The organism is Bradyrhizobium quebecense (genome assembly GCF_013373795.3).
GTDB lineage: Bacteria > Pseudomonadota > Alphaproteobacteria > Rhizobiales > Xanthobacteraceae > Bradyrhizobium > Bradyrhizobium quebecense.
This window is the reverse complement of the sequence record NZ_CP088022.1, coordinates 595,974-621,748: the sequence shown is the minus strand read 5'-3', so window position 1 is coordinate 621,748 and position 25,775 is coordinate 595,974. Positions and strand designations below refer to the sequence as shown.

Annotated in this window: 24 protein-coding genes; 8 read left to right on the top strand and 16 right to left on the bottom strand. The window is 65.8% G+C overall.

Annotation, left to right across the window (positions count from 1 at the left end):
* Positions 1–39: 39 nt before the first annotated feature.
* Positions 40–855: a phosphonate ABC transporter ATP-binding protein gene (gene phnC / locus HU230_RS03105; RefSeq protein ID WP_176532988.1), complete on the bottom strand. Its 816-nt coding sequence runs from the start codon at positions 853–855 to the stop codon at positions 40–42.
* 210 nt (positions 856–1,065) lie between these two features.
* Here phnC and HU230_RS03100 point away from each other — a divergent pair, with 210 nt between their 5' ends.
* Genes HU230_RS03100 through HU230_RS03090 form a run of 3 tightly spaced genes read left to right on the top strand, consistent with a single transcriptional unit; the run spans position 1,066 to position 3,664 of the window.
* On the top strand, positions 1,066–1,713 hold the full coding sequence (locus HU230_RS03100; protein WP_176532990.1) for an LbetaH domain-containing protein: 648 nt from the start codon (positions 1,066–1,068) through the stop codon (positions 1,711–1,713).
* A gap of 14 nt (positions 1,714–1,727) precedes the next feature.
* On the top strand, positions 1,728–2,900 hold the full coding sequence (locus tag HU230_RS03095) for an alpha-D-ribose 1-methylphosphonate 5-triphosphate diphosphatase (RefSeq protein WP_176532991.1): 1,173 nt from the start codon (positions 1,728–1,730) through the stop codon (positions 2,898–2,900).
* A 20-nt stretch (positions 2,901–2,920) separates the two neighbouring features.
* Positions 2,921–3,664: a DUF1045 domain-containing protein gene (locus HU230_RS03090; protein WP_176532993.1), complete on the top strand. Its 744-nt coding sequence runs from the start codon at positions 2,921–2,923 to the stop codon at positions 3,662–3,664.
* Between the two features lie 36 nt (positions 3,665–3,700).
* On the opposite strand, the gene HU230_RS03085 is transcribed toward HU230_RS03090, so the two are convergent.
* Positions 3,701–4,651: a LysR substrate-binding domain-containing protein gene (locus HU230_RS03085; protein WP_224942927.1), complete on the bottom strand. Its 951-nt coding sequence runs from the start codon at positions 4,649–4,651 to the stop codon at positions 3,701–3,703.
* Between the two features lie 170 nt (positions 4,652–4,821).
* Here HU230_RS03085 and HU230_RS03080 point away from each other — a divergent pair, with 170 nt between their 5' ends.
* On the top strand, positions 4,822–5,952 hold the full coding sequence (locus tag HU230_RS03080; protein WP_224942925.1) for an aromatic ring-hydroxylating oxygenase subunit alpha: 1,131 nt from the start codon (positions 4,822–4,824) through the stop codon (positions 5,950–5,952).
* A 32-nt stretch (positions 5,953–5,984) separates the two neighbouring features.
* Positions 5,985–6,773, top strand: coding sequence for a crotonase/enoyl-CoA hydratase family protein (locus HU230_RS03075; RefSeq protein WP_176532995.1), 789 nt, complete (start codon positions 5,985–5,987; stop codon positions 6,771–6,773).
* A gap of 26 nt (positions 6,774–6,799) precedes the next feature.
* Here the strand turns inward: HU230_RS03075 and hemC are convergent, their stop codons facing one another.
* The 8 genes from hemC to cnbZ form a co-directional block, all read right to left on the bottom strand.
* Positions 6,800–7,744, bottom strand: a complete 945-nt coding sequence (gene hemC, locus HU230_RS03070; protein ID WP_234633905.1) for a hydroxymethylbilane synthase — start codon at positions 7,742–7,744, stop codon at positions 6,800–6,802.
* 130 nt (positions 7,745–7,874) lie between these two features.
* Positions 7,875–8,495: a bifunctional nicotinamidase/pyrazinamidase gene (pncA, locus tag HU230_RS03065; protein ID WP_176535164.1), complete on the bottom strand. Its 621-nt coding sequence runs from the start codon at positions 8,493–8,495 to the stop codon at positions 7,875–7,877.
* Complete coding sequence (locus HU230_RS03060; protein WP_176532996.1) at positions 8,495–9,313, bottom strand: aspartate dehydrogenase; 819 nt, start codon at positions 9,311–9,313, stop codon at positions 8,495–8,497. Before HU230_RS03060 ends, pncA begins: the two co-directional genes overlap by 1 nt.
* Entirely contained in the window at positions 9,313–10,731 is a 1,419-nt protein-coding gene (locus tag HU230_RS03055; RefSeq protein WP_210284282.1) for a M20/M25/M40 family metallo-hydrolase, read from the bottom strand. Before HU230_RS03055 ends, HU230_RS03060 begins: the two co-directional genes overlap by 1 nt.
* 130 nt (positions 10,732–10,861) lie before the next feature.
* Positions 10,862–11,350 (bottom strand): Rid family hydrolase, encoded by a 489-nt coding sequence (locus tag HU230_RS03050; protein ID WP_176532997.1) that lies wholly within the window; start codon positions 11,348–11,350, stop codon positions 10,862–10,864.
* A gap of 19 nt (positions 11,351–11,369) precedes the next feature.
* On the bottom strand, positions 11,370–11,699 hold the full coding sequence (locus HU230_RS03045) for a c-type cytochrome (RefSeq protein WP_224942922.1): 330 nt from the start codon (positions 11,697–11,699) through the stop codon (positions 11,370–11,372).
* Between the two features lie 77 nt (positions 11,700–11,776).
* Complete coding sequence (locus HU230_RS03040; RefSeq protein WP_176532999.1) at positions 11,777–13,369, bottom strand: NAD(P)/FAD-dependent oxidoreductase; 1,593 nt, start codon at positions 13,367–13,369, stop codon at positions 11,777–11,779.
* A 124-nt stretch (positions 13,370–13,493) separates the two neighbouring features.
* Complete coding sequence (gene cnbZ, locus HU230_RS03035) at positions 13,494–14,246, bottom strand: 2-amino-5-chloromuconate deaminase CnbZ (protein WP_176533001.1); 753 nt, start codon at positions 14,244–14,246, stop codon at positions 13,494–13,496.
* Between the two features lie 217 nt (positions 14,247–14,463).
* Here cnbZ and HU230_RS03030 point away from each other — a divergent pair, with 217 nt between their 5' ends.
* Positions 14,464–15,468 carry an IS30 family transposase gene (locus tag HU230_RS03030; RefSeq protein ID WP_176533003.1) on the top strand — a complete coding sequence of 335 codons (1,005 nt, stop codon included), beginning with the start codon at positions 14,464–14,466 and terminating at the stop codon, positions 15,466–15,468.
* A 335-nt stretch (positions 15,469–15,803) separates the two neighbouring features.
* On the opposite strand, the gene HU230_RS03025 is transcribed toward HU230_RS03030, so the two are convergent.
* The 6 genes from HU230_RS03025 to HU230_RS03000 all read right to left on the bottom strand — a co-directional run bounded on the left by HU230_RS03025 (position 15,804) and on the right by HU230_RS03000 (position 23,359).
* Positions 15,804–17,024, bottom strand: a complete 1,221-nt coding sequence (locus HU230_RS03025; protein ID WP_176533005.1) for an ABC transporter substrate-binding protein — start codon at positions 17,022–17,024, stop codon at positions 15,804–15,806.
* Between the two features lie 219 nt (positions 17,025–17,243).
* Positions 17,244–18,674 carry an amidase family protein gene (locus HU230_RS03020; RefSeq protein ID WP_224942919.1) on the bottom strand — a complete coding sequence of 477 codons (1,431 nt, stop codon included), beginning with the start codon at positions 18,672–18,674 and terminating at the stop codon, positions 17,244–17,246.
* 39 nt (positions 18,675–18,713) lie between these two features.
* Positions 18,714–20,132, bottom strand: coding sequence for an amidase family protein (locus HU230_RS03015; RefSeq protein WP_176533007.1), 1,419 nt, complete (start codon positions 20,130–20,132; stop codon positions 18,714–18,716).
* A gap of 44 nt (positions 20,133–20,176) precedes the next feature.
* Positions 20,177–20,971, bottom strand: a complete 795-nt coding sequence (locus tag HU230_RS03010; RefSeq protein WP_176533008.1) for a FadR/GntR family transcriptional regulator — start codon at positions 20,969–20,971, stop codon at positions 20,177–20,179.
* A 128-nt stretch (positions 20,972–21,099) separates the two neighbouring features.
* Positions 21,100–22,221, bottom strand: a complete 1,122-nt coding sequence (locus HU230_RS03005; protein WP_176533010.1) for an amino acid ABC transporter permease — start codon at positions 22,219–22,221, stop codon at positions 21,100–21,102.
* A gap of 1 nt (position 22,222) precedes the next feature.
* Complete coding sequence (locus HU230_RS03000; RefSeq protein WP_210284587.1) at positions 22,223–23,359, bottom strand: amino acid ABC transporter permease; 1,137 nt, start codon at positions 23,357–23,359, stop codon at positions 22,223–22,225.
* Positions 23,360–23,530: 171 nt separating this feature from the next.
* Between HU230_RS03000 and HU230_RS02995 the strand changes: the two genes are divergently transcribed.
* Together HU230_RS02995 and HU230_RS02990 are read left to right on the top strand one after the other, a co-directional pair.
* Positions 23,531–24,406 carry a MurR/RpiR family transcriptional regulator gene (locus HU230_RS02995; protein ID WP_176533013.1) on the top strand — a complete coding sequence of 292 codons (876 nt, stop codon included), beginning with the start codon at positions 23,531–23,533 and terminating at the stop codon, positions 24,404–24,406.
* Positions 24,407–24,423: 17 nt separating this feature from the next.
* Positions 24,424–25,773: an aspartate aminotransferase family protein gene (locus tag HU230_RS02990; protein WP_176535168.1), complete on the top strand. Its 1,350-nt coding sequence runs from the start codon at positions 24,424–24,426 to the stop codon at positions 25,771–25,773.
* The last annotated feature ends 2 nt before the right edge of the window (positions 25,774–25,775 follow it).

Below are 25,775 nucleotides of genomic sequence, written 5' to 3'. Positions count from 1 at the left end.
CGAAATGCCCGGTTGCCCTGTTTTTCGAAAATGCGCCGCTCAGGCCGCGGCTGCGGTGCCGAGCGCCGGAGCAGTTGCGCCATCGGGCTCGGGCAGCGGTGCCGCGCCCATGACGTCATTGGCCTCGAGGTCATAGAGCTCGCGGGCAATATGGTCGGTCAGCGCCGCGGGGGCGCCGTCGAACACCACGCGACCCGCCGCCATGCCGATCAGGCGATCGCAATAGGTTCGCGCCAGGTCGAGGGAATGCAGGTTGCAGAGCACCGTGATGCCGAAATGCTTGTTGATGCGCAGCAGCGCATCCATCACGATCTTGGTGTTGCGCGGATCGAGCGAAGCGATCGGCTCGTCGGCAAGAATGATGTCGGGCTCCTGCACCAGCGCGCGGGCAATCGCGACCCGTTGCTGCTGGCCGCCGGAGAGCTGGTCGGCGCGCTGCGCCGCGAGCTGGGCGATGTCGAACTGCTCGAGAGCGGACAGCGCAAGCACCCTGTCCTGCTCCGGCCAGACCTGCGCCAGCGAACGCCAGGACGGGATCTGGGCAAGCCGTCCCATCAGCACGTTGGTCAGCACGTCGAGGCGGCCGACGAGATTGAATTGCTGGAAGATCATCGCCGAGCGCGCCCGCCACTGCCGCAGCGCCTTGCCGCGCAACGCCGTCACGTCAGTGCCTTCGAACAGGATACGGCCGGAGGTCGGATCGGCGAGACGGTTGATCATCCGCAGCAATGTCGACTTGCCGGCACCGGAGCGGCCGATCACGCCGACGAAGCTGCCCGGCGCGATCGAAAAGGATGCGTTATCGACTGCGGCCTTTGTGCCGAACCGGCACGTCAAACCTTCCACCACCAGCATGCAATGCTCCAACCGCGTCGCGTTGGGCCATCGCTATCCCCGGTGCTTGACAGTTATGTGACGTGACATTGCAGTGCGGCGATCGTCCACACCCCTCCTCTGCCGTTCGTTTGACGTCATCGCAACGTCATGATGTTGTCATCAAGCGTCCCGATGACGAGCCCGCATCTCCCCGGAAGCCAACGATTTGCAAAATTTGCGGAGGCCCTGATGGCCGGAAAAACACTCTCGGTTGTGCCGACGATCGACCCGACTGCGTCGGTGCGCGAGAGCAAGCTCGGCAAATATACCGAAGTCGGCGCGCGCACCATCCTGCTTGAAGTCAGCATGGATGAATATTCCTACGTCGTGAACGACAGCCAGATCACCTACACCTCGATCGGCAAGTTCTGCTCGATCGCGGCGATGACCCGCATCAATCCCGGCAACCACCCGATGCATCGCGCGACGCAGGCGCATTTCACTTACCGCGCCAGCGCCTATTTTCCCGGCGAGAGCGACGACACCGACTTCTTCAACTGGCGACGTGCGCATCGCGTGCATATCGGCCATGATGTCTGGATCGGTCACGGTGCGATCCTGCTGCCGGGCCGGAACGTCGGAACCGGCGCTGTCGTCGCTGCAGGCGCGATCGTGACCAAGGATGTGCCCGCCTACACCATCGTTGCCGGTAATCCGGCGCGTCCGGTCAAGCGGCGCTTCTCCGAGACAGCAGCGGATCGCCTCACAGCCCTCGCGTGGTGGGACTGGGATCACGAAACACTTCGTCGTGTCCTGCCCGACTTCCGCACGCTCGCGGTCGAGGAATTTCTCGACAAGTACGAGGCCGAGGCCGTATCCCAATCACGGAATAAATAACGGAGCACCGTATCGTGACGGACATTTTCATCGAGGGCGGACGCGCGCTGGTTGACGGTGCCTTGGTCGAGACCTCGCTGCGGACCTCAGGCCGCGACATCGGCGCGCTCGACGCCGAACAGGGCCGCGCCGCGCTCCACATCAATGCCGGCGGCCTGCTGGTGCTGCCCGGCATCATCGATCTGCACGGCGATGCGTTCGAGCGGCAGATGATGCCGCGCCCCGGCGTCGATTTCCCGACCGACGTGGCGCTGATCGACAGCGACCGGCAAGCGATCGCCAACGGCATCACCACCGTCTTCCATGGCACGACCTGGTCGTGGGAGCCCGGCCTGCGCAGCGCGGAGAACGCGCGCAAGCTGCTCGATGCGATCGAGGCGCTGCGGCCGCAGCTCGCCGCCGATACGCGCTTCCACCTGCGTCACGAGACCCACAATCTCGAAGCCGAAGCCGAGATCATTCAATGGCTCACCGAAGGCCGCATCGACCTGTTCGCCTTCAACGACCACAGCAACGTCAAGCCGAAGAAGCGCAACCAGCTGGCCGAACGCACCGGGCTCTCCGTCGAAGCCGTCAACGACATGCTCGATCGGATCGTGGCGCGCCGTCCCGTGGTGCCCGCCTCGATCGCACGACTGGCGGCCGCAGCACGCGCGGCGAACATTCGGATGCTCTCGCATGACGACAACACCCCGGCGATGCGCCAGGAGTTTCGCGCGCTCGGCGCCACGATCGCCGAATTCCCCGTCAATGAAGAGACCGCGCGCGATGCCGCGGCCGCGGGCGACTTCATCGTGTTCGGGGCGCCCAATGTGGTGCGCGGCGGCAGCCACACCGGCTGGACCAAGGCATCCGACATGATCGCACAGGGCCTCTGCTCGGTGCTGGCGTCGGACTACTATTATCCGGCGCAACTGCTCGCCGCGTTCCGCCTCGCCGCCGATGGCATCCTGCCGCTCACCAAGGCCTGGGACCTGATCTCGTCGGCGCCGGCACGCGCGGCCGGGCTTGCCGATCGCGGCGTGATTGCCGCGGGCCGCCGCGCCGACATCATCGTCGTCGACGACAAGGTGCCGCAGCGGCCGCGCATCGTCGCCGTAATATCAGCCGGACGGCTGGTGCATCTGGCTGATGCGAGCTGCCTCGTTCACTCGCTCGCCCCGCGCAAAACGGTTGCGGCAGCATAGTCAGGACCTATTCTGCTGCCATGGCCAACACTCCGCGCTACGCGATCTATTATGCGCCGTCGCCCGACAGCGCCCTGCACCGCTTCGGCTCGACGCTGCTCGGCTACGACGCCGTGTCGGGCGACGACCTGCCGTTTCCCGATGGCGTCGCGCCGGACTGGCGCGAGGTGACGGAGGACCCGCGCAAATACGGCTTCCACGCCACGCTGAAGGCACCCACTGCGCTCGCCGATGGCACGAACGAGTCCGAGCTTGTCGACGCTTGCGCTGCCTTCGCCGGGCGCGGGCGGCACATTCCCGTGATCGCGCCTGTGGTCGATGCCATCAGCGGCTTCATTGCCGTGATCCCGGCGAGCCGCTCGGATGATCTGCAACAGCTTGCCGCCGATTGCGTCACCGAATTCGACGCCTTCCGTCCGCCGCTGACGCCGGAAGATCGCGCGCGGCGCAGGCCCGAACGGCTCACGGAGCGGCAGCGCGACTATCTGGATCGCTGGGGCTATCCTTACGTCATGGAGGAATTTCGCTTCCACATGACCCTGACGGGACGCCTGAGCGAGGAGCGGCGCGGCCCGATCGTGGCGCGGCTGCGCGAGCGGTTCGCGGTGATCGACCTTGCGACGCTCGCAATCGACCGCATCGCGCTGTTCAAGCAAGCCGACAGCGCATCCCGCTTCCGCATCATCGGCAGCTGGCCGTTGCGGGCGAGAGCGTTTTCGAGCGAAGTGGACACCGGTTCGCGTGAAGAAAACACGTCAGAATGAGAGAGCTTCGGTACTGATCGGATCGGAACCGAAGCGCTAGTCGGGCCTCGCGAGCTCGACCAGCAGCCACTTCTTGAATGTCTGCAGCGCGCGATTGCGCTGCGCACCCGGCGGATGAACCAGCCAATAGCTGCCGGTCACATGGCCGACCGGAAAGAGCCGGCGGATCGTACCGCGCCGCTCACTTTCCCCGATGAAGGGTTCCAGCGCGAGCGCCACGCCGGCGCCGCGTTCGGCAGCCTGCAGCGCGGCCACAAAGCTGTCGACCGAGATCGCGCGCGTTGCGGGCGGCACTGGTTCGCCGGCATGCCTGAACCAGAGCGGCCAGGCTGCGGGGAATGTCGTCACATGGATCAGGGCGGTGCGGCCGAGGTCGCCTGCGGTGCGCAGCTTCAACCGCCGCGCCAGCGCCGGCGCACCGACCGGAACGGTCCTCACCTCCATCAGGCGATTTGCGACGACGCCTTCGGGCTTGTCGGGGCCGAAGCTGATGCCGGCGTCGAAAGTCTCGGTGTCGAAATCGACATTGCGGTTCGAGGTCTCGATCGCGAGATCGATCCCGGAATGCTGGGTGAGGAACGAAGACAGCCGCGGGATCAGCCAGGACGACGCGAATTGCGGCAGCACCTTCAGCCGCAGCCGGTGCTGGCCGGCCGCCTCGACGGCCGACTCCGCCTGCGCCAGCAGCGCGAAGGCGCGGCCGGTCGCAGCGGCCAGCTTCTCGCCGGCATGGGTCGGTCTAACAACGCGATGGGCGCGGTGAAAAAGCGCGACGCCGAGATGGACTTCGAGATTGCGGATACGGTGGCTGATGGCCGAGGCGCTGACGTTCAGCACGCCCGCGGCCTCCTTGAAGCTGCCGAGCCTGACTGCGACATCGAACGCCTGCAATGCCAGCAGATGCGCCGGCCGGAGGCTTGCAGCGGCGAGGTCGTCCCTCCCCTGCGACGGTGGCCGGCGCCCCGGCCTCGGATTGTTCCTGCCCATCAGCCGATCCTAGCGGCCGGCCGACGTCGATGTCGCGCGAAAAGTAAGTTCGGATGAATGTCATTCATCCGAACCCGGCTCGTTTCGCTTGTCATGTGGGGCACAATACGAAATCCTGTCGCTCGAAGCGGACCGGCGGCAAGCCCGGCCAACACGGCGGGAGGACGGCGATGACGACACAGCTCGCGGACGAAGCGTCGATCATCGACCGCATCCTCAGGCATATCGACGCCAAATCGACCGATCTCAGCGACGGCGTCTGGCATGAAGCCGTCGAGCATTATCTGTCGCAGGAGCGCTTCGCGGCCGAGATCGAACATGTGTTCCGCCGCACGCTGACGCCGTTCTGCCCGTCGGCTGCGCTCGCGGAGATCGGCGCCTATGTCGCGCGTGACGCGGCGATGACGCCCGTTGTCGCGATCCGCGGCGCGGACGGCGTCGCGCGCGCCTTCCGCAATGCTTGCCGCCACCGCGGCGTGCAGCTGGTGGACGGCGCCGGCTGCCGGAAGGCACTGACCTGCCGTTATCACGGCTGGACCTACGGCCTCGACGGCCGGCTCCGCGGCATCCCCGATGAATACGGCTTTCCCGGCCTCGACAAGAGCACGCACGGCCTCGTGCCGGTCACCTGCATCGAGCGCGACGTCCTGGTGTTCGTCTCGCAGGACGATCCCGCCGCAACGTCAGACGCCAGCGACACGCCAGCGCTATTCGGTGACGACTGGACGCTCTACGCGACCACCTCGCAGGAGGTCGAGGCCAACTGGAAGATCGTTGCTGAAGGCTTCCTCGAAGGCTACCACATCCGATCGACTCACCAGGATACGTTCTATCCGCTGCAATACGACAATCTCAACGTGATCGAAGCCTTCGGCCGCAACAGCCGGATCAGCTTCCCCTATCGGCGCATCGAGAAGCTGCGCAATGTGCCCCCGGGCGAGCGCAGCACGACCGGCATGTTGACGCATGTCTATCACCTGTTTCCGAACGTGATGCTGTCGACCTTTCCGACCAACCGGTTGATGACGGTGCTCGAGCCGCTCGCCGCGGACCGCACCCGGCTCGTCACCTACACGCTGTCGAACCGGATCGCCGCGGAAGATGGCCGTGCCGCGGTCGCCCAGGGACGCGACTTCGTCACCGCGGGCGCGGCCGAAGATCGCGAGATGGCCCGCGCCGCGCAGCGCGGGCTCGCAGCGCGGGCGAATGCCCACTTCACCTTCGGCCTGTTCGAGGGCGCGATCAGGCATTTTCACCAGAACCTGGCTGCGATCATCGAGAGCCGCACTGGCGCCCGCTGATCCGCTCCGACACTGCGGACCGAGGACCGAGCATGCTGGACCACCCGACCGTCAAATACCGAACCGAGCAGGCCATCGCGATCGTGACCATCGATCGCTATGACGCGGCGCGCAACGCGGTCAATCCGGAGACCGCCCAGGGCCTGGCACAGGCCTTTCGTAGCTTCGATCGCGACCCGTCGCTGTCGGTCGCGATCCTGACCGGCGCTGGCGGCGCGTTCTGCGCCGGCTTCGACCTGAAGCGTACCGCGGCCGGTCATCGCGGCCACCGTGTCGAGAACGGCGATGGCCCGATGGGCCCGACCCGGATGAAGCTGTCGAAGCCGGTGATCGCCGCAGTCGAGGGGCCGGCCGTGGCGGGCGGGCTCGAGCTTGCGATCTGGTGCGATCTCCGGGTCGCCGCGCGCGACGCCACCTTCGGCGTCTATTGCCGGCGCTTCGGCGTGCCGTTGATGGATCTCGGCACCGTGCGCCTGCCGCGGCTGATCGGACACAGCCGCGCGATGGACATGATCCTCACCGGACGTGGCGTCTCCGGCGAAGAAGCCGGACGGATCGGGCTCGCCAACCGCGTCGTCGCACCTAGCACGGCGCTCGCCGAGGCGCGCAACCTCGCCCAGGATCTGTGCCGCCTGCCGCAAGCGGCGTTGCGCAGCGACCGGCTCTCCGCGATCGAGCAATGGGAGCTCGGCTGGGACCAGGCCACGCTGAACGAATTCCGTCTCGGGCTTGCGACGGTTGCGAGCGGCGAGACCGAGGCCGGCGCACGCCGCTTCGCGGCCGGCAAGGGCCGGCACGGCGATTTCGCCGACATTGCCTGAGCAATCGATCGCGACGACGGCGGACGCTACTCGTCCACCCGGGTGCGGGCGATGATCTCGGCGGCACCCTTCGCGAGCAGCTCCATCCCGACGGCGCGACCGAGTTCGCGCGGCCGGTCCGCCGGTCCGCGCCGCGTCACCTCGATGAAGCCGGCACCGGCCTCGTCGAGCACGGAGGCCCGCAGCGTCATCTCGTTTCCGGCGAGCGTGGCGTGGCCGGCGATCGGCGAATTGCAATGGCCGTTGAGCACCCACAGCACCTCGCGCTCGGCCTCGGCGGCGAGCCGCGACGGCGCATTGTCGATGCCGGCGAGGCGCGCCCGCGTCGCCCAGTCGGTCTCGACGCATTCGACCGCGACGATGCCCTGACCGACCGCCGGAAGCATCTCGTCGACGGAGAAATCATGCGCGATGCGCGCGGTCATGCCGATGCGCTCGAGGCCGGAACGCGCCATCACCAGCGCATCCGCCGGCCCCACCTCGCCGCCATCGGGCAGCCGCTGCTTGGCAGCGCGATCGAGTTTTGCAATTCGCGTGTCGGCGGCACCGCGGAAATGAATGACCATCGCCTCCGGAAACAGCCGCCGCAGATAGGCGGCGCGGCGCACGGCATTGGTGCCGATCATGAAGCCCTTGCCGCGCGAGGCGCGAAACGCATCCAACGTCAGGCCCGGCCGCAACACGAGGCTGTCATTGGCCGCATCGCGCGGCAGCATCGCGGCGAGGACGAGACCCGGCGTCTCCTCATTGCCCGGCACGTCCTTCAGCGAATGCATCGCCGCCTGCAGCGTGCCGGCACGCATGGCTTCGCGGATCTCGGCGACGAAGGCGCCGCCCTTGCCGCCGTGACGCAACAGCTTGCTGGTCTGGTCCTGGTCGCCGCGGGTCTCGAACGTGACGATTTCGACGGCAAGGTCGCCCGCCGACGCGCGCAGCAGCCGCGCGACCTCGTCCGTCTGCGCGAGCGCCATCGCGCTCTTGCGCGTCCCTATCCGCAAAACCTGTCCCGACACGAAAGCTCCGCTGGCGTGATCATCAACGGCTGGGGATTAGAACAAAAGGCCAGTCAAAACAATGGTTTTTGCCCCGGCCCGGCCGTGCTCAGGGAATCTCCTCGACGAGCGCCACGCCGGCCTCGCGCATCGCCGCCGTGGCGGCAGCAAGCGAACCGCCGAGATCGATGGCGCGGCAGCCCGGCAGCACGACCGTGGTCTCGAACCCGAGCCGCCGCGCATCGAGCGCTGAATATTGAACGCAAAAATCCGTCGCGAGCCCGGCCATCACGACGCGCTTGAGGCCGCGCTCGCGCAGATAGCCGGCGAGCCCGGTCGGTGTCTTGCGGTCGTTCTCGCAGAACGCCGAATAGGAATCGATCGCGGCCCGAAACCCCTTGCGGATCACCAGCTCGGCCCGGTCGGTTGCGAGGTCGGGATGAAACGCGGCGCCGACTGTGCCCTGGATGCAATGATCCGGCCACAGCGTCTGCGGCCCATAGGGCATGGTGACCGAGGAGAACGCCGCCGCGCCTGGATGCGAGCTCGCAAACGAGCTGTGGCCTGCCGGGTGCCAGTCCTGGGTCAGCACGACGTGATCGAAGCGCCCGGCGAGCCGGTTGACGACAGGCACGACGGCATCGCCGTCGGCCACCGCCAGCGCGCCGCCCGGGCAGAAATCGTTCTGCACGTCGATGATCAGCAAGAGATCGTCGGGCCCGATCTTCATCACGTCCCGATCCGCAAGGACGCGCGCAGCTTGCGCAGGCAGGCGATCACCGATAGCGCCGTGATGCGGCCGGTCTTGGGGTTCTCCGAGGGAATGTTCTCGATCATCATCGAGAACCGCGCGGAATCGGAATCGACCTCGATCCGGTGGGTGTTGCGTGTCACGGTCGGATCGGCCCAGATCTCGACCCTTGTGCGATCGGGGCCGATGCCGGCGAGCGACAGCGCCACCGCGACGTTGAGATTGGCCGGAAAGCCCTTTGCCGCATCGCGCGCGCTGCCCTCGAAGATGCGCAGCGGCTCGGTGATGTCATCGATCCGGATGTTGTTCTCGACCAGATGCGGCGCGCCGATGAGGCCCGCGACCGGCTTCCGCGTCACGAGCCTTGCCGAATGGATGGTCCCGACCGCAGCCGCAGTCACGGCATCGAGCCCGATCAGCGCGCCGGTCGGCACGATGATCTGGCCGCCATGCGCCTTCGCGAGGTCGACCAGATCCTCGTTCTGCAACAGCGCGCCGACGCTGAGCAGGACCGCGGTCTTGCCGCGCTCGACCACCGGCGCCACGATCGCGCGCACCAGCTTGCTCGGCGCACACTCGACCACGATGTCGGCGAGCTCGGCAAGCTCATCGATCGGCACCAGCTTCGGCGCAGATTTGAGCTCGGCGATCCAGCCGCGGTGCTTGTCCGGACTGTTCGCCGACACCGCAACCAGCGTCAGGCCCTCGATGCCCTGATCGAGCGCCTTGACGACGTCGGTGCCGATCGCGCCGAGGCCGGCGACCGCAACCCGCATCTTTGCCTTGTTGTCAGCCATCATTTCCCGCCGGCGAGCATCTTGACCAGGCGATAGAGATACTCCTCGCCCTCGTAGAATGATTTTACGAGCACGCGCTCATCCTTGCCATGGTTCCGGTTGTCGTCGACATCGGCGCCGAGCCCTGAGTGACCATAGGTCGGAATTCCGGCATTGCGCAGATAGCTGCCGTCGGTGGCGCCGGTGCTCATCACGGGGACGATTTCGGCATTCGGCCAGAACTCCTTCGACAGCTTCTCGACCGATCCCATGATCTCTTCGTTCAAGGGCGAAGGCGGGCTCAACACGGCCTTGCCGGTCGGGGTCACTTCGATCTGCTTGTCGGCGAGCACGCGCTCGATCGTCGCCTGAACGCCTTCGACCGGCTCGCCGGGCAGAATCCGGCAATTCACCTTGGCGGTTGCCAGCTGCGGTAGCGCATTGATGGCGTGGCCGCCTTCCAGCATGGTCGCGACGCAGGTGGTGCGGAGCTGCGCGTTGTAGCCGGGATTCTCCGACAATCGCGCCAGCGCCGCCGGGTCAGGCTGCGGCGCCAGGATCGCCTTGATATCGTCGGCATGCGACTTGTCGACCTCGGCCGTCTTGGTGAAATAGATCCGCGTCGTCTCGTTGAGATTCATCGGGAAGTCGTATTTGGAGAGCCGCACCAGGCCTTCGGCGAGCCGATAGATCGCATTGTCCTTGCGCGGCAGCGATGAGTGCCCGCCGCGATCCTTCACCGTGAGCTGGTAGCCGATCGAGACCTTCTCGCTGGTCTGCACGCTGTTGCGGATCGCCTTGCCGTTCTTCAGGCCGACGCCGCCGCCTTCATTGAGCGCGAACTCGGCGTCGATCAGGTCGCGGTGGTTCTTGATCAGCCACTGCATGCCGAGACCGTTGGCATCGAGGATCTCCTCGTCGGTCTCGAGCGCGACGATGATGTCGCGGTCCGGCTTGTAGCCCTCCTTCTTGTAGCGGATCAGGTTGGTGATGAAGGCCGACGCCATGTATTTGTCGTCGCTCGAGCCGCGGCCATAGAAATAGCCGTCCTGCTCGGTGAGTTTGAACGGATCGACCGACCAGTCCTCGCGGAGGGCGGGGACGACGTCGATATGGGCGACCAGCAGGATCGGCTTGCGCGCACCGGAGCCGTGCAGCCGTGCCACCAGATTGCCCTTGTGCGGGGCGGGCGAGAACACGTGGACGTCGCCCTCGGGAAAGCCCGCCGCGCGCAGCCGCACGCCCATCGCTTCCGCCGCCTTCTGGGTATCGCCGGTCGCGGTGGTCGTGTTGATCTCGACCAGCTCCTGGTAGATGCCGCGGGCAAATTGCTGCTGCTCGGTCAGTCCCTGCGCGCCGGCGCCGGACACGAGCAGGACCGGAGCGAACGCCGCCGCGATCTGCAGCGATCGAACCATGTTTCGGGCCTTGTGCGACATCGTGCTCTCCCAGAATTCCACCACCTGATTGGAGATGAATTCAGACAGGCGGCACGCGCTTTGGCAAGACGGCGAGCCCTTCAATTTCCGCGCGCATGCTCCGCGCTTTCGCGCACGCCATTTGGCGTCCTTATTTGGCGTCCTTGGCCGCAATCACCTCGATCTCGACCAGGAAGCCGGGATTGGCGAGCGCGGCGACGCCGACCACCGAGCGCGCCGGCAGGTTCGGCTGGCTACCGCCGAAGAACTGGGTGTAGCCCTCCATGAAAGCCTTGAAGTCCATCGGCGCAGCCGTGTTGTGGACCAGGAACACCTGCATCTTGACGACATCGCCCATGCCGAGCCCCTGACCTTCCAGAATGGCCTTGATGCGGTTGAGCACGCCGACGGTCTGGGTCTTGGTGTCGCCATAGGCCTGCGGGCTCGACGGATCGGCATCCTTGTTGGCGACCGGCGGCACCTGGCCGCTGACATAGACCGTCGTGGTGTTGCCGGTGACGGTCACGGCCTGCGCGATCGGGAATGTCGAGTTGGGAATCGGATGCCTGACCACATCAGCCGAGGCAGCGGTCGCCATCGCCGACAGCGCGGCGCCCAGTGCAATACCGATGAATTTCATCGAACTCTCTCCAAAGTGGTTAGCGGCGGGCGTCCTGGACGTCCTTGGTCGTCACCGCGTCCTGATAGGTGTTGCCGAAATGCGTTCGCAGATAGTTCACAACAGCGGCGACTTGACCATCGGTCATCATGTCGCCGAACGCCGGCATGCCGCGGCGGCCGTTGACGACGAGGTAGATCGGATAGCTGCCGGTCTCGAGATTCTTGTTGCCGGCGAGCGAGGGATAGGTGCCGGCGCCGCTCGCGCCCGTCGCATCCGGCATGTGACAGCCCTGGCAGACATTGCCGAACAGCTCCTCGCCGGTCATCTCCACGAAACGGTAGCCTGAAGAGAAGGTGCGCTTGGTCACCCCGCTGTCCTGCCCAAAGGCTGCGGTCGCCGACGCTAGTGCCAGCGCCGCGATAACCGATGTTCCTGTCCGCACCATCATGTCTTCACCACGCGTTCGTGCAATCGGGTAATCGCATCGAGCGCGGACAGGATTGCGCCCTCCTGCCAGGCCGGCAGTTGCGAAGCGTGCTCGCCCGCCAGCGCGATGCGGCCGTCGATCTGGCAGAGATTGCGGTAATGCTGCGCCCGCCCGGCCTCCGTCCATTCACCGGCGCAGCCGAGCGTGAACGGCACCCGATGCCACGCCACCGCGACGCCGTTCTCGAACTCGCTTTTGTACTGCGGATGGATCTTGGCGCCGAACTCGACCGCGCTGGCGACCCGCTCGGCCGGCGTCATCGCCGTGAACTCGAAGGAATTGGCGCCCTCATACAAATAGGCGCCGAGCAGGACGCCGCGGCCGCCGCGGTTGAAACCATAGTTCGGATAGCCGATGTTCCGGATCGGCAGGTCGGTGTAGCTGATGCCGCCGTAGATCGCCTCATCCTCCTCCCAGAACCGCCGCTTGAACTGCAGCCCGACCTTCACCGAGGCGGCGTAGGGCAAGGAATCGATCGCATTCTTCATCGGCCCGCCGACGTCGATGGGCAGCTGGCTCAGGATCGGCAGCGGGATGGTGCAGATGCACCAGTCGGCGGTCGCCTGCTGCACCGCGGATGGGCTGGCGGTGTCGACATAGCTCACGGTGACGCCGGAGCCGTTCTGCTGGATCTGCGTGACTTTGGCATTATAGCGGATGAGATCGCCGACTTCGTGCGCGAACGCCTTGCCGATCATGTCCATGCCGCCGACCGGCTGGAACATGGTGGTCTGGAAATCGTAGTGGGCGAAGCTCTGCACATAGCGCCACATCCGCGACCGCAGCAGTTCCTGCAGCGAGATCGGGTCGCTGGGCAGCGGATCGCCCATCAGGCCGCCGCCGGGATCGCGTGCATAACCGCGCACGTCGGCCGAGCGGAGATTGGCATTGTACTTGTAGTCGCGGTCCAGTGCGCCCCACTCGCGCAGCGCCTGCAGCAGGATCTCCTGGTCTTCCTTGCTGACGAATTCGTCGAGCCGGCCCTGCTGGCTGACTTTCGCGAGCAGCTCCGACACTCCGCCCTGGAAGTCCGCCTTGATGCTGCGAAAGCGTTGCGGCTTGCCGTCGAATGCACGCGTCGCGTGCAGATAGGCATTGTGGTTAAGCTGGATGAAGGGTTCCAGCGTCACGTTGAGCCGGCGGCAGTAATCGAGCAGCGCGCGGTGATGATAGGGAATCCGCCACGGGCCGGGATTGAGATAGAGCCCCTGCTCGAACTGGCAGGTCTGCTTGAAGCCGCCGAGCTCGGTAAAGCTGTCACCGCCGCGGATCGACCAGTTGCGGCCGCCGGCGCGGCTGTTGAATTCGAGGATCTGGACCTTGTAGCCGGCCTTGCGCAGTTCCAGCGCCGCCGTCATGCCGGCAAGCCCCGCGCCGAGAATCAGCACCGAAGCGCCCTTCACGTCGCCCGCGAGCTTGAGTGGCCCCTTGTAGGCGGACTCGGATGCGAAGCCGAGGCTCGTCATCGCCTGATACATCGCCGAACTGCCGGCGATGGTCCCGATCAGCGCCAGCAAGTCCCGCCGCCTGATCACAGATTCGTTCTGCACCCGCGTTCACCCAGCCGCTGATTTCGATGGCGAAGGGAAACGGTTGACGCGACCCGTGTCAAGAAAGCGCACGCGCTTACACATGGGCCCACACGCGCTTTTGATGCGTCACGCGACCGATACATCACACCACGCGTTCGAGTTGCACGCGCCGGCAGTCCATTTCATAGTCTAATCCAACCACCGGCGGCCGGTCGAAATGCCAGGTCAGGCCATTGCGAAGCACGCCACGGCGGCCGAGCTCGCTTTCGAGCACCGGATAGGCATCGTGCACTGTATAGAGCTGCACCGCCGTGGTGTCGCGCCAGGAGCCGCCGAACGCGCTCATCCGGCGTTCCATCTCGCCAAGCACGAATTTGGCCTTCGCCAGGATGCCGGCCGGGCTGGTGTCGCCGGGCGCGACAGTATGATCGCGATAATTGGCCTTGCCCTCGACCGACTCGCCGCTGCCGGCGACGACGAAGCTCGTCGGTGCATCCTTCGCCGCCGGCACCGTGTAGCAGAACGCGTGGAACGACGGCTCGGCGGGCGGATCGAGCTTTGGACAGACGTTGCTGCGGGCCACCGGATTGACGCCGTCGCGCATCACGCCCCAGGCGATCAACGTCTTGATGTAGATCTCGTTGAACGCCTTGAACCCGTCCTCGGTGAACGGCGCCGGCGAACGCAGTTCGCAGGCAGCGAACGCCGTCAACGGGCGGCCCGCGTCCCTGATGATCTCGGCTATCCGTTCAAAACCCGCGCTCAAGGGTACCGGTTCGGAGAACCTGACCCGCTCGATGGCATAGCCGGGCAGCGCACCGACGCCGCAGGAATACTGACTGACGCCGGGCATGAAGCGGTAGCCGCCGTCGGGAGCCTCGATGGTGTTGGTCATGTTGCCTCTCGATATGAGCGCCGTGCTACGGCCGCCACGATTACATTCCGCTTGATTTCATCACAGCCGTCGTCCCTGCGAAAGCAGGGAGCCATACTCCGCGGCGGATGTTGTTAAGGGGACTCGTCGTTCCAGCGGCGCGCAACAATAACCATTCGTGGTAATGGGTCCCTTGGGTTCACGACACAAGTGCAACACCTGCTAGGGTGTTGTGGCGATGGGACAATGTTATGGCCAGCTCAGCCTTGAAGAGCGCGTTGAGATTTACCGCCTGCATGTAGGCGGTAAATCTCAAAACGATATTGCGTCTGCGCTTGACCGCGCGACGTCGACGATAAGTCGGGAGCTGAAGCGCAACTCGCGGCCTACCAAGGTCTGGAAGGGCGGTTACGAACCGGTCCGGGCTCAACAATTGGCCGAACGTCGGCGACGGCAGGATGGCCGCTTCAAGCTGGCGCGCCAGCCGGCCCTGCGGGACTGCGTCGGCAAAAGCCTTGCGATGGGACATTCGCCGGAGCAGATCGCTGGTCGACTGGCGCGAGAACATGGTCGCGTCATGATCAGCCACGAGTCAATCTATCGTTTCATCTATCATTGTACGGCCCAGAAGGATTACTGGCACCGCCTGCTGCCGCGCCATAAACTCAGGCGAGGGCGCCGGCGACGCCCAGGCGGCAGCCCTGCCAGCTTCATTAAACAACGGCGCTCGATCGATGAACGACCCTCCGAGGTCGAAGGCCGCGGGACGCCGGGTCATTGGGAAGCCGACTTCATGCTGTTCGCGCGATATGGCCAAGGATTGCTGGTTCTCCACGAGCGACAAACCCGCTTCAGCATCGTGCTGCACCCACGCGATGGGAAAGCTGTCCTCACCGCTCGGACCATCGCCCGTCAACTCGGCAAGCTTCCACAGGCGATCCGTAAAACCATCAGCTTCGACAACGGAACCGAGTTCGCCGAGCATCACAGGCTTCACAACGCCCTCGGCGTCCAAACCTTCTTCTGCGATCCCCATAGTCCCTGGCAAAAAGGCGGCGTGGAAAACTCCATCGGGCGCTTACGACGCTCTCTGCCACGCAAAACTGACCTCAGGTTCATCACGGCAGCCGCCCTCAGGCGCCTCGCTCAGCGCCTCAACGATACCCCACGCAAATGCCTCGACTTCAAGACCCCCGCCGAGGCATTCTCCAAACTCAAATCAATCGTTGCACTTCAAACGTGACTCCATCTCCCTGCTTTCGCAGGGACGACATCGAATGCTGAAGAGGGCGCAGCGAAAGCGAAGGGGCTTGCGCCGTCGGGCAACTCAGTGGGCGCGCGTGAGGGACGCACCGGCGGCCGGGTTCCCTCCCCCCTTGCGGGGGAGGGTTAGGGAGAGGGGTGCCACACGACGGGCTCTCTCCGAATTCGTCACAGCGATGAGTGAACGCGATTGCGCGGTTGGTGCCCTGATCGTTCAGCTCGCCCGGGGCCACCCCTCTCCCCACCCTCTCCCGCAAGGGGAGAGGGAGCCTGAGAGGCGTGCTCACCTCACAGCATTCTGCGGCGTCTCGCTCCCTAATGCGCCTTGGCGACGTAGGGGCAGCCGCCTTCATCGAGCGGACGGAAGGCCTGGTCGCCCGGCACCGTCGCGAGATATTCGTAGAGATCCCACTTGCTCTTGGACTCTTCCGGCTTCTTGATGCGCATCAGATACATGTCGTGCACCATGCGGCCGTCCTCGCGTACCACGCCGTTCTGGGCAAAGAAATCATTCACCGGGGTCTTGCGCATTTGCGCGATCACGGTCTCCGAATCCACCGAGTTGGTCGCCGCGACCGCCTTGAAGTAGTGCCGCAGCGCCGAGTTGACGCCGGCCTGGTAGGCCGTCGGCATCGCGCCATGGCGCTTGAAGAATTCCTGGGCGAAGACGCGGGTCTCGGGCGTGCGATCCCAATAGAAGGAATCGGTGAACAGCAGATCGTGCGCATGCGCGAGGCCAAGCGCCGGCACGTCGGTAAGCGTCACCTGCAGCGCGACGAGCTGCATGCTCGCGCGGATGTTGAACTCGTCGGCCTGCGACACCGCGTTGCGGAAGTCGGAGCCGGCATTGGCGAGCGCCAGGATTTTTGCGCCGGAGGACTGGGCCTGCAGCAGGAAGGACGAGAAATCGGCGGTGTCGAACGGATGCCGAACCGCGCCGAGCACCTTGCCGCCGGCCGATGTCACGGCCTTGCTGGCATCGCGCTCCAGCGCCTGGCCGAACGCGTAATCCGCGGTGAGGAAGAACCAGGGCGTGCCGCCACGCGCAACCACGGCCTTCGCCGTCGCGTTCGAGGAGGCATAGGTGTCGTAGGTCCACTGCACGCTGGTCGGCGAGCATTGCTTGCCGGTGAGGTCGGATGAACCGGAGCCCGAGATCAGAAAAAGCTTCTTGCGTTCGCGGGTCACCGTCTGGATCGCGAGCGCCACCGCGGAGTTGACCCCTTCGGCGATCACGTCGACACCCTTGTTGTCGATCCAGTTGCGCACGATGCCGGTCGCCACGTCAGGCTTGTTCTGGTGATCGGCGGAGATGATCTCGATCTTGCGTCCGGCGACCGTGCCGCCGATCTCCTCCGCGGCCATTTGCGCCGCGATCACCGATCCCGGGCCGTTGCCGTCGGAGTATTGCCCGCTCATGTCGGTGATGATGCCGACACGCAGGACGCCATCCTCCGCGCGAGCAGCGCCGGCCGCAAGGGAGAGACACGCGGCGGCGATTACGACCAGGACAGGCGAGCGTTTCGTGATGGACATTTCGTTCCCAAAGGTTCGGATGGTTCGAATGATCTCCTGAAGCAATCAGGGATCGCCGACAACCCCGTGGCCGGCATGGCGCCCTGCGATTCCGCGCGAGAATTCCGGGAGGAGGAACATGGCCGGGGCGCCGACACGCGCGCGTCGCCGATCATGCGAACGCCGCGACGAGATCTCGCCGCGGCGTCCTTTACAGTGCCGGATGGTTTCGAAATCGCCTCAGCGCCGCTCCCACAATTGCCTGACTAGGATGCCGACCTTGCGCTCGATCGCCTCGGCCGCATCGAGACACATGTCCTCGCGATAGCGCGAGCCGACGATCTGGACGCCGACCGGCAATCCCTCATGCAGGCCGACCGGCACCACGGCCGCCGGCAGCCCCAGCACGTTCATCGACGAAATGAAGCGCAGGTCGTTCCAGAACAACTCCTTGACGCGCTGGTCGCCGCCGAGATCGGCATTGACCTCCGGCGTCTGGCGCACCGAGGTCGGCATCAGCACCAGCGGATACTGCTCGAGGAACATCATCCAATTCCTGATGTGGCGCGACCGCTCGGCGATCGCCTTCATGTAGCCGGCCTGGTCGAGCGGGTTGGCCAGCGCCATGAAGCCGCGGAACGTCTTCTGGAAGTCGGCACTCGTCGTCGCCAGCATCTGGTCCTGCTGCAGGACGCGGGTCTCGGTCATGATCAGATCGCACCAGAGCTGCCAGACCTTGTTGAGATCGGGCACCTCGACCTCGCTGACCGCATAGCCCGCATCGGCCAGATGATCGGCCGCCTTGCGCTGAAGCGCGATCACGCCGCGATCGGTCGCCATGTCTTCAGGGATCCTTGCGAGCGCGACCTTGACCGGTGCGGCCGGCTTCGGCCCCGTCGACGGCGCCAGCACGTACCAGGGATCGCGTGGGTCGCGCTGCGCCATCACCTCGAGGCCGAGGCGCACGTCGGCGACGTGGCGCGCCAGCGGTCCTTGCGACGACATGAACTGCGCCATCAGCGGCCGTTCTGCGGTGGCGCTGGGATTGAACGCCGGAATTCGGCCCTGGGTCGGCTTGATGGTGGCGATGCCGTTGCAATGCGCCGGCCAGCGCAACGAGCCGCCGATGTCGTTGCCATGCGCGATGGTGCCGATGCCGGCCGCGATCGACGCGCCGGCGCCGCCCGAAGATCCGCCGCAGGTCACGTCGGCATTCCAGGGATTGCGCGTCAGGCCGTGCAGCGGATTGTCGGTGAAGCCGCGGAGCGAGAATTCCGGCGTGTTGGTCAGGCCGATGATGATTGCGCCGGCCTTCTTGAGATTGGCCGTCACCGGCGAATCGCCCGGCGCGATATTGTCCTTGAAGGCGACCACGCCGTTCGAATTGGCCTGGCCCTCGACGTCGATGTTGATCTTGATCGTGACCGGCACGCCGTGCAGCGATCCGACGGCGCCGCCCTTCCCTTTGCTTGCCGTCAGCGCTTCGTCGGCCGCCTTGGCGGCCTTCAGCGCAGCGTCACCGAGATCGATGACGACGGCGTTGAGCGCCGGATTGGCCGCGTGCATGCGGTCGAGATGGGCGCGAACCACCTGCTCCGAGGTCACTTCGTTGTTCCTGATCGCCGCGGCCGTCTCGACGGCGGACCATTGCCAGATCGGTGCATTCGTCACGTGTTGTTCTCCGGTTGTGTTGAGTGCTTTGTTGTTGGTTCAGTCGCGCGGATCGATCGGCGTCAGCGTCGACGCACGCGCCTCGATCACCTCGGCGACGGCGAGACAGACGTCCTCGCGGAAACGGCGGGCGATCACCTGCACACCGACCGGCACGCCGCCGGCGGTCCCCGTCGGCACCACGACCGATGGAAAGCCGAGCGCGGGGACGGCGAGCAGCGGCCGCTGCGCATCGAGCAGCGCCCGCACCGCCGTTGCGTCCTCCTGATCCTGATCGAAGCGGAACGGCAGTTGCGCCGAGACCGGCAGAATGATGACCGGGCAACGCTCCTGGAACAGCTGCCAGGCCCGCACAATCGCCAGCCGCTGCTCGAAGCAGGCCAGCACCTGATCCCCGTCGAGCTCAGGCGCATACGCAATATGGCAGTCCAGATTGTAGCGGCTCCGATCGTCGCCGAACTTGCGGATCATCGGCGCCAGCACGCGCCGCTCCTCATTGATGACGAGGCGATGCCAGAGATCGGCAGCCTCCGCGAGCCGCGGCGGCACGGCCTCCTCCACGGCAAAGCCGGCCTCGGCGAGCCAGCGTCCGGCGGCGCGCACCGCCGCGCTGACCTCCGGCGCCTCGTCTCCGAACGGCGCCGCCGCGATCGCAACGCCGACCGGACGCTTGAGTGGCGCGCCTTGCAGAGGCACCGGCAGCCATGTGCCGTCGCGCGCGTCAGGCCGCGCCATCGCGGCGAGGCCTGTGCGCAAATCGGCGACCGAGCGCGCGAGCGGCCCCTGCACCGACATCATCTGCGCCGTGATCGGACGATCGGAAGTCGCCGATGGATTGAACGAGGGAATTCGTCCCGGCGTCGGACGCAGGCCGGCGACGCCGCAGGCATAGGCGGGATAGCGGATCGAGCCGCCGAAATCATTGCCGTGTGCGATCGCGCCCATGCCGGAAGCGACGGCCGATGCGGCGCCACCGCTGGAGCCGCCCGGCGTCAGCCGCCGGCTCCAGGGATTGTAGGTCGCGCCGTGCAGATCGTTGTTGGTGAACCAGCGGTGCGAGAACGCCGGCGTGTTGGTGCGCCCGACAATCACGGCACCCGCTTTGCGGAAATTCGCGACCACCGGGCTGTCGTCGGTCGCGATGACGTCGCGGAAGGCGACGACGCCGTTGGTGGTGGCGTGGCCGCGCTGATCGACATTGACCTTGATTGTGACCGGCACGCCGTGCAGCACGCCGAGCTCCGCGCCGGATTTCACCGCTTCATCCGCCGCATCCGCCGCAGCCAGCGCTTCATCGGCGAGCACCTCGACGATGGCGTTCAACGCCGGATTGACCTGCGCGATCCGGTAGAGGCTGGATTGCACGGCTTCCCGGCTCGAGATCACACGCGTCGCGATCGCGCGCGCCAGATCGACGGCCGACCAGCTCCACAATTCATTCTCGCGCCGCGAGACCATTGTTGTTTCCTCCAACGCGTGATGCAGCAGTCAGCCGATGCGGTTCAGTCGAGCCGCAACGGCTGGTGAAAGACGGGCAGATCCATGCGGCGATCTTCCGCGGGGACCACCACGGCTTCGGCGCTCAGCACATGGTCGAGCATCACGCGCCGAGCGCGCGCGGCATTGCCGGAGCGGAACGCGGCCATCAGGCGCTTGTGAAACTCGATGTTCTCGCAGGTGAAGCTGGATGCGAATTCCTGCACGCCAAGCTTGCCGATCAAATGCCGGATCGCCTCGTTGACGAAGCGGGCGACCAGGCCGAGCAGCGGATTGGGACAGGCCTCGATCAGGATGTCGTGGAAATCGATCTCGGCGTGGCGGTGGTGCTCCCAGTCCGCGATGCCGCCGGGATGATGCTCCTGCACCGCGATCGCCTTGTCGAGCGCCGCGAAATGCGCCGCTGTGAGGTGGCCGACCACGCTGAAGGCGAGCTCCGGCTCGATCAGGCGGCGGATCTGGTAGATCTGCGCAGTGCTGATCGACTGGAAATAGAAATAGTTGCTGAGCAGGCCGACGATCCGGTTGATCGACACCGGCGCCACCCGCGCGCCGCCGCCGGGACCGGTGGTGTTCTGCACCAGCCCCTGCACTTCCAATGATTTGAGCGCCTCGCGGATGGTCGAGCGGCTGCAGCCGAACATCTCGATCAGTTCGACCTCCTGCGGCAGCCGGTCGTTCGGCTGCAAGCCGGCTTGGAAGATGTGGCTGCGGATCAGATCGGCGACCGCGTCCGAGCGCTTGCGCTTGATCGAGGCGCGCCGCGACGGGTCTAGGGAGGGGAGAGCCAATTTATCCATTTTATGATCATAAATAGGATTGAGACGGCTTGGCAAGGGGCGATCGCCCCAAAAAGGTCATCGTACCCGGGGCTCATCCCGGGCATGACGGCCGACCCAACATTCAGGAATTGGCGAGAGACGATCGCTCAGTTGGTCCCGCGCTGTGCCTCGAGGCCGCGGCTGTAGCGCGACATCGCAAAGCAGAACACGAAGTAGATCACCCCGACGAAGACGTAGACCTCGACGCTGAACGACTGCCAGGCCGGATCGACGATTGCGGTCTTGGCGGTGGTCAAGAGGTCGAAGATGCCGATGATCAGGACCAGGCTGGTGTCCTTGAAGAAGGCGATGAAGGTGTTGACCAGCGGCGGGATCACGTGGCGGATCGCCTGCGGCAGCACGATCAGCGCGTTCTTCTCCCAGTAGGACAGCCCGAGCGCATCGGCGGCCTCATACTGTCCGCGCGGCACCGCCTGCAGGCCGCCGCGCACGACCTCCGCTAGGTAGGCGCCGGCATAGAGGATGAAGGCGATCTGCGCGCGCAGCAATTTGTCGATGTTGACGCCGTCGGGCATGAACAGCGGGAACATCACGCTCGCCATGAACAGCAAGCTGATCAGCGGCACGCCGCGGATCAGCTCGACATAGAGCACGCAGAGCGAGCGGATTGCCGGCAGCTTCGAGCGTCGGCCGAGCGCCACCAGGATGCCGAGCGGGAAGCCCAACGCCAATCCGAAGGTCGCGAGGATCAAGGTCACCGGCAGCCCGCCCCAGCGGTCCTGTGTGACAAAGGTGAGGCCGAGGAAGCCGCCCCACATCAGGCATCCGATCGCGCTCAAGGCCGCGGCCCACAGCAGGAACAGCTCCTTGCGCCAGAAGCTGCGGCGGCTCGAGACCGCGAACAGCGCGATGAAGATCAGGACCCCGAGCGCCGGCCGCCACTGCTCGTCGAACGGATAGGTGCCGAACAGGATGAAGCGGTACTTCTCGGGGACGACGGCCCAGCAGGCGCCGACGCCGCGCAGCGCCCGGCAGGCGCTGCTGTCGTTGCCGGAAACGATCCAGACCGCGTTGGCAATACCCCATTGCCAGAGGCCGATGCACGCCTTGCCGAGCACGAACAGCAGCAGCAGCGTCATGATGCTGGACGGGATCGAGGCGAACAGATTGGCGCGCAGCCACGCGGTGAGATGTCCACCGAGCGCCCGTGGTGCGGGCCGCGGCCCGATCGGCAGCGGATCCTGCGGAAGGTGCGCGACCGAGCTCATGTCAGCGCTCCACCAGCGCGATCCGCGCATTGTACCAGTTCATGAACAGGCTGATGCCGAGGCTGATGGTGAGGAACACCATCATGATCAGCGCGATCGACTCGATCGCCTGCCCGGTCTGGTTCAGTGTGGTGTTGGCGATCGAGACGATGTCCTGATAGCCGACCGCGACCGCAAGCGACGAATTTTTCGTCAGGTTCAGATACTGGCTGGTCATCGGTGGGATGATGACGCGCAGCGCCTGCGGCAGCACGATCTGCTGCAAGACGAAGCTGCGCTTCAGCCCGAGCGCCTTGGCGGCGTCCCACTGGCCGCGCGGCACCGCCTGGATGCCGCTGCGCACGATCTCGGCGATGAACGCCGAGGTGTAGGTGACGAGCGCGATCAGCAGCGCAAAATATTCCGGTGCCAGGGTGAGCCCGCCGACGAAGTTGAAGCCGCGCAGCTCCGGCAGCGTGATGCTCCAGCTCGCGCCCGAGAGCCACGACACCAGCGCCGGCAGCGCGACCACGAGGCCGAGCGCGTAAGGCCAGGCCGGCCGCGCCTTGCCGTCGAGCATCTGCTGCGCGATCAGGCGGCGCCTGACGAGATGGAGCACGACGAGGCCTACGACCAGCGCAAGGATCGTCCACCAATTGGCCTCCTGCAACGGGACCGACGGCAAGATCAGCCCGCGGTTGGAGAGGAACACGCCCTCGACCGGCTTCCACGCCTGACGCGCCGCCGGCAGCCCCTGCATCAGCACGTACCAGAACAACAGCTGCAGCAGCAGCGGCAGGTCGCGCAGCACCTCGACATAAACAGCGGCAAGCCGCGCCAGCAGCCAGTTCGACGACAGCCGCGCGATGCCGACCAGCGTGCCGATCACGGTCGCCAGCACGACGCCGATGACAGCGACGCGCAGCGTGTTGACGATGCCGACGATGAAGGCGCGCAGGTAAGTGTTCTTCGGCGAGTAATCGATCCAGGAATCCGCGATCGGCATGCCGGCTTCGCGGCCGAGGAAGGCAAAGCCGGTCGATATGCGCCGCACCGAGAGATTATGGACCGCGTTCGACCACAGCCAGGCGACGATGGCGACCGCGATGGCGACCACCAGGACCTGCCAGAACAGGCCGGCGACACGGGGATCGCTCAGCGAAAGCCGCCAGGACCGACTTGGAGCCCGGGCGGGAGTGCGTTTCGGCGTCGATGTCGTCACAGCACAAGGATCCCAGTGAGAAGCGATCTTCTGCCATGCGCAAGAGCGTATTCGGGGCTGCGCACTTCATATGTTGCACCAAATTGATATTCGTGCAACATATGTTTCATGGCCCAGGGTCAGCCGAAACCATCGCCCCTGAACGAATTGTGCAGTGCATTGCCGTCGCTGCCGATGCGTTTGCAGGAAGTCGGGCGCTTTGTCGCAGCCAATGATTTCGACGCCACCACCCGCTCGATGCGCGAGCTCGCCTCGGTCGCCGGCGCCGATCCTGCATCCTTCACCCGTCTTGCCAAGGCGCTCGGCTATTCCGGCTGGGACGAATTGCGCGCCGCACTCACCGAGGCGCGACGGCCGGCGCAGGGCTCGCCCTTCTCCGGCCGCGCCAAGGGCCGCCGCGCCGGGCCGAATGCCGATGTCAAACTGGTGCACGACAAGCTCGAGGCGGAAGCCGCGGGGCTTGCACGGATTTCCGCGAGCGCGATCGCCGACGCCGCGCGGGCGCTGCACGCCGCTGATCGGATCTGGATCACCGGCTTTCGCAGCTGCCGCAGCGTTGCGGAACTCCTGACTTACCAGCTTCGCCTGTTCCGCCCCGATGCCGTGCAGCTTGTCGGCGGTTCGGGCCCGTTCGATCTCGACCACGGCGCCTTCCGCTCCGGCGACGCCGTGGTCGTGATCGGCTTTGCGCCCTACACATTTGTCAGCGTCGAGACCGCGCGTGCGGCGCATCAGGCGCGCGCCACGCTGATCGCGATCGCCGACACGATCAGCGCGCCGATGGCCGAGGGCGCCGATCATCGCTTGCTGTTCGAGGCCGCCTCCTCGCCCGGCTTCTTCCCGAGCCTCACCGGCGCGATTGCGGTGGCGCAGTCGCTGGCCGCCGTCGCCTTCACGCTGGGCGGCGCGGGTGCGAAGCGCAAGCTGGAGGAGACCGAGGGCCGGCTTGCCGCGATGTCGCAATATTTTGTCGAGAAAGGATAAGTGTCATGGCAGTCCCCTTGGCCGCCAACAAGAGCCGCGTGATGCATCGCAGCCTGCGCGAAACCCCGCCGAAAGCGGTCGGCGGCGACGGCGTCTGGTTGATCGCGGAGGACGGCCACCGCATTCTGGATTCCTCCGGCGGCGCCGCGGTGTCCTGCCTCGGTCATCAGCATCCGCGGATTCTCGCCGCGATCGCCAAGCAGGCATCAAAGCTAGCCTATGCGCATACTGGCTTCTTCTCCTCGGAACCCGCGGAAGAGCTCGCCAAGCGGCTGGTCGGCCACGAGCCCGGCGGTCTCGGCTATGTCTACTTCGTCAGCGGTGGGTCGGAGGCGATCGAGGCCTCGATCAAGCTGGCGCGGCAATATTTCATCGAGCGCGGCGAGCCGAAGCGCGCCCGCTTCATCGCGCGCCGCCAGAGCTATCACGGCAACACGCTGGGCGCGCTGTCGGCCGGCGGCAATGCCTGGCGACGCGAGCCCTATGCGCCGCTGTTGTCGCCGGCGTTCAGCCATGTCACCCCGGCCTTCGCCTATCACGAGAAGCGCGACGATGAATCGGAGGCCGCGTTTGTGGCGCGGCTCGCCGCCGAGCTCGAGGCGGAATTCCAGCGGCTCGGCCCCGAGAACGTTGCCGCCTTCATCGCCGAGCCCGTGGTCGGCGCGACCGCCGGCTGCGTGCCGGCGCCGGAAGGTTACTTCAAGGCGGTGCGCGAGATCTGCAACCGTCACGGCGCGCTCCTGATCCTCGACGAGGTGATGTGCGGCATGGGCCGCACCGGCACGCTGCATGCGTGGGAGCAGGAAGGCATCGCGCCCGACATCCAGGCGGTCGCCAAGGGGCTCGGCGGCGGCTACCAGCCGATCGGTGCGATGCTTGCGAGCGGTACAATCGTCGACACCGTGCGCAACGGCTCCGGCGCGTTCCAGCACGGCCACACTTATCTCGCGCATCCGCTCGCCTGCGCTGCCGCGCTCGAGGTGCAGAAGGTGATCAGTGAGGAGAAGCTGCTCGACCAGGTCAAGGAGCGCGGCCGCCAGCTCGAGCAGCGGCTCACCGAGCGCTTCGGCAATCACCGCCATGTCGGCGACATCAGGGGCCGGGGCCTGTTCTGGGCGATCGAGCTGGTCGCCGACCGCGGCACGCGGCAGCCGTTCGATCCCAAGCTGAAGCTGCATCAGCGGATCAAGTCCACAGCGTTTGCCGGCGGGCTCGGCTGCTATCCGTCGGGCGGCACCGCCGACGGCCAGCGCGGCGACCATGTGCTGCTCGCGCCGCCCTATATTGCGACTTCCGGCGACATCGACATGATCGTCGAAAGGCTCGGCGCTGCGGTAGACAGCGCGTTGAAAGATGTTGGTCATTAGGA

Bases quoted from the DNA above. Each gene is read 5' to 3' on its own strand.
- cnbZ (WP_176533001.1), bottom strand. From the start codon at position 14,246: ATGACCAACACCATCGAGGCTCCCGACGGCGGCTACCGCTTCATGCCC.
- HU230_RS03085 (WP_224942927.1), bottom strand. From the start codon at position 4,651: ATGGGCAGGAACAATCCGAGGCCGGGGCGCCGGCCACCGTCGCAGGGG.
- HU230_RS03075 (WP_176532995.1), top strand. From the start codon at position 5,985: ATGCTGGACCACCCGACCGTCAAATACCGAACCGAGCAGGCCATCGCG.
- HU230_RS03025 (WP_176533005.1), bottom strand. From the start codon at position 17,024: ATGTCCATCACGAAACGCTCGCCTGTCCTGGTCGTAATCGCCGCCGCG.
- HU230_RS03005 (WP_176533010.1), bottom strand. From the start codon at position 22,221: ATGAGCTCGGTCGCGCACCTTCCGCAGGATCCGCTGCCGATCGGGCCG.
- HU230_RS03030 (WP_176533003.1), top strand. From the start codon at position 14,464: ATGGGACAATGTTATGGCCAGCTCAGCCTTGAAGAGCGCGTTGAGATT.
- HU230_RS03015 (WP_176533007.1), bottom strand. From the start codon at position 20,132: ATGGTCTCGCGGCGCGAGAATGAATTGTGGAGCTGGTCGGCCGTCGAT.
- phnC (WP_176532988.1), bottom strand. From the start codon at position 855: ATGCTGGTGGTGGAAGGTTTGACGTGCCGGTTCGGCACAAAGGCCGCA.
- HU230_RS03080 (WP_224942925.1), top strand. From the start codon at position 4,822: ATGACGACACAGCTCGCGGACGAAGCGTCGATCATCGACCGCATCCTC.
- HU230_RS03100 (WP_176532990.1), top strand. From the start codon at position 1,066: ATGGCCGGAAAAACACTCTCGGTTGTGCCGACGATCGACCCGACTGCG.
- hemC (WP_234633905.1), bottom strand. From the start codon at position 7,744: ATGGCGCTCGCGCAGACGGACGAGGTCGCGCGGCTGCTGCGCGCGTCG.
- HU230_RS03055 (WP_210284282.1), bottom strand. From the start codon at position 10,731: ATGTCGCACAAGGCCCGAAACATGGTTCGATCGCTGCAGATCGCGGCG.
- HU230_RS03090 (WP_176532993.1), top strand. From the start codon at position 2,921: ATGGCCAACACTCCGCGCTACGCGATCTATTATGCGCCGTCGCCCGAC.
- HU230_RS03010 (WP_176533008.1), bottom strand. From the start codon at position 20,971: ATGGATAAATTGGCTCTCCCCTCCCTAGACCCGTCGCGGCGCGCCTCG.
- HU230_RS02995 (WP_176533013.1), top strand. From the start codon at position 23,531: ATGGCCCAGGGTCAGCCGAAACCATCGCCCCTGAACGAATTGTGCAGT.
- HU230_RS03050 (WP_176532997.1), bottom strand. From the start codon at position 11,350: ATGAAATTCATCGGTATTGCACTGGGCGCCGCGCTGTCGGCGATGGCG.
- pncA (WP_176535164.1), bottom strand. From the start codon at position 8,495: ATGAAGATCGGGCCCGACGATCTCTTGCTGATCATCGACGTGCAGAAC.
- HU230_RS03060 (WP_176532996.1), bottom strand. From the start codon at position 9,313: ATGGCTGACAACAAGGCAAAGATGCGGGTTGCGGTCGCCGGCCTCGGC.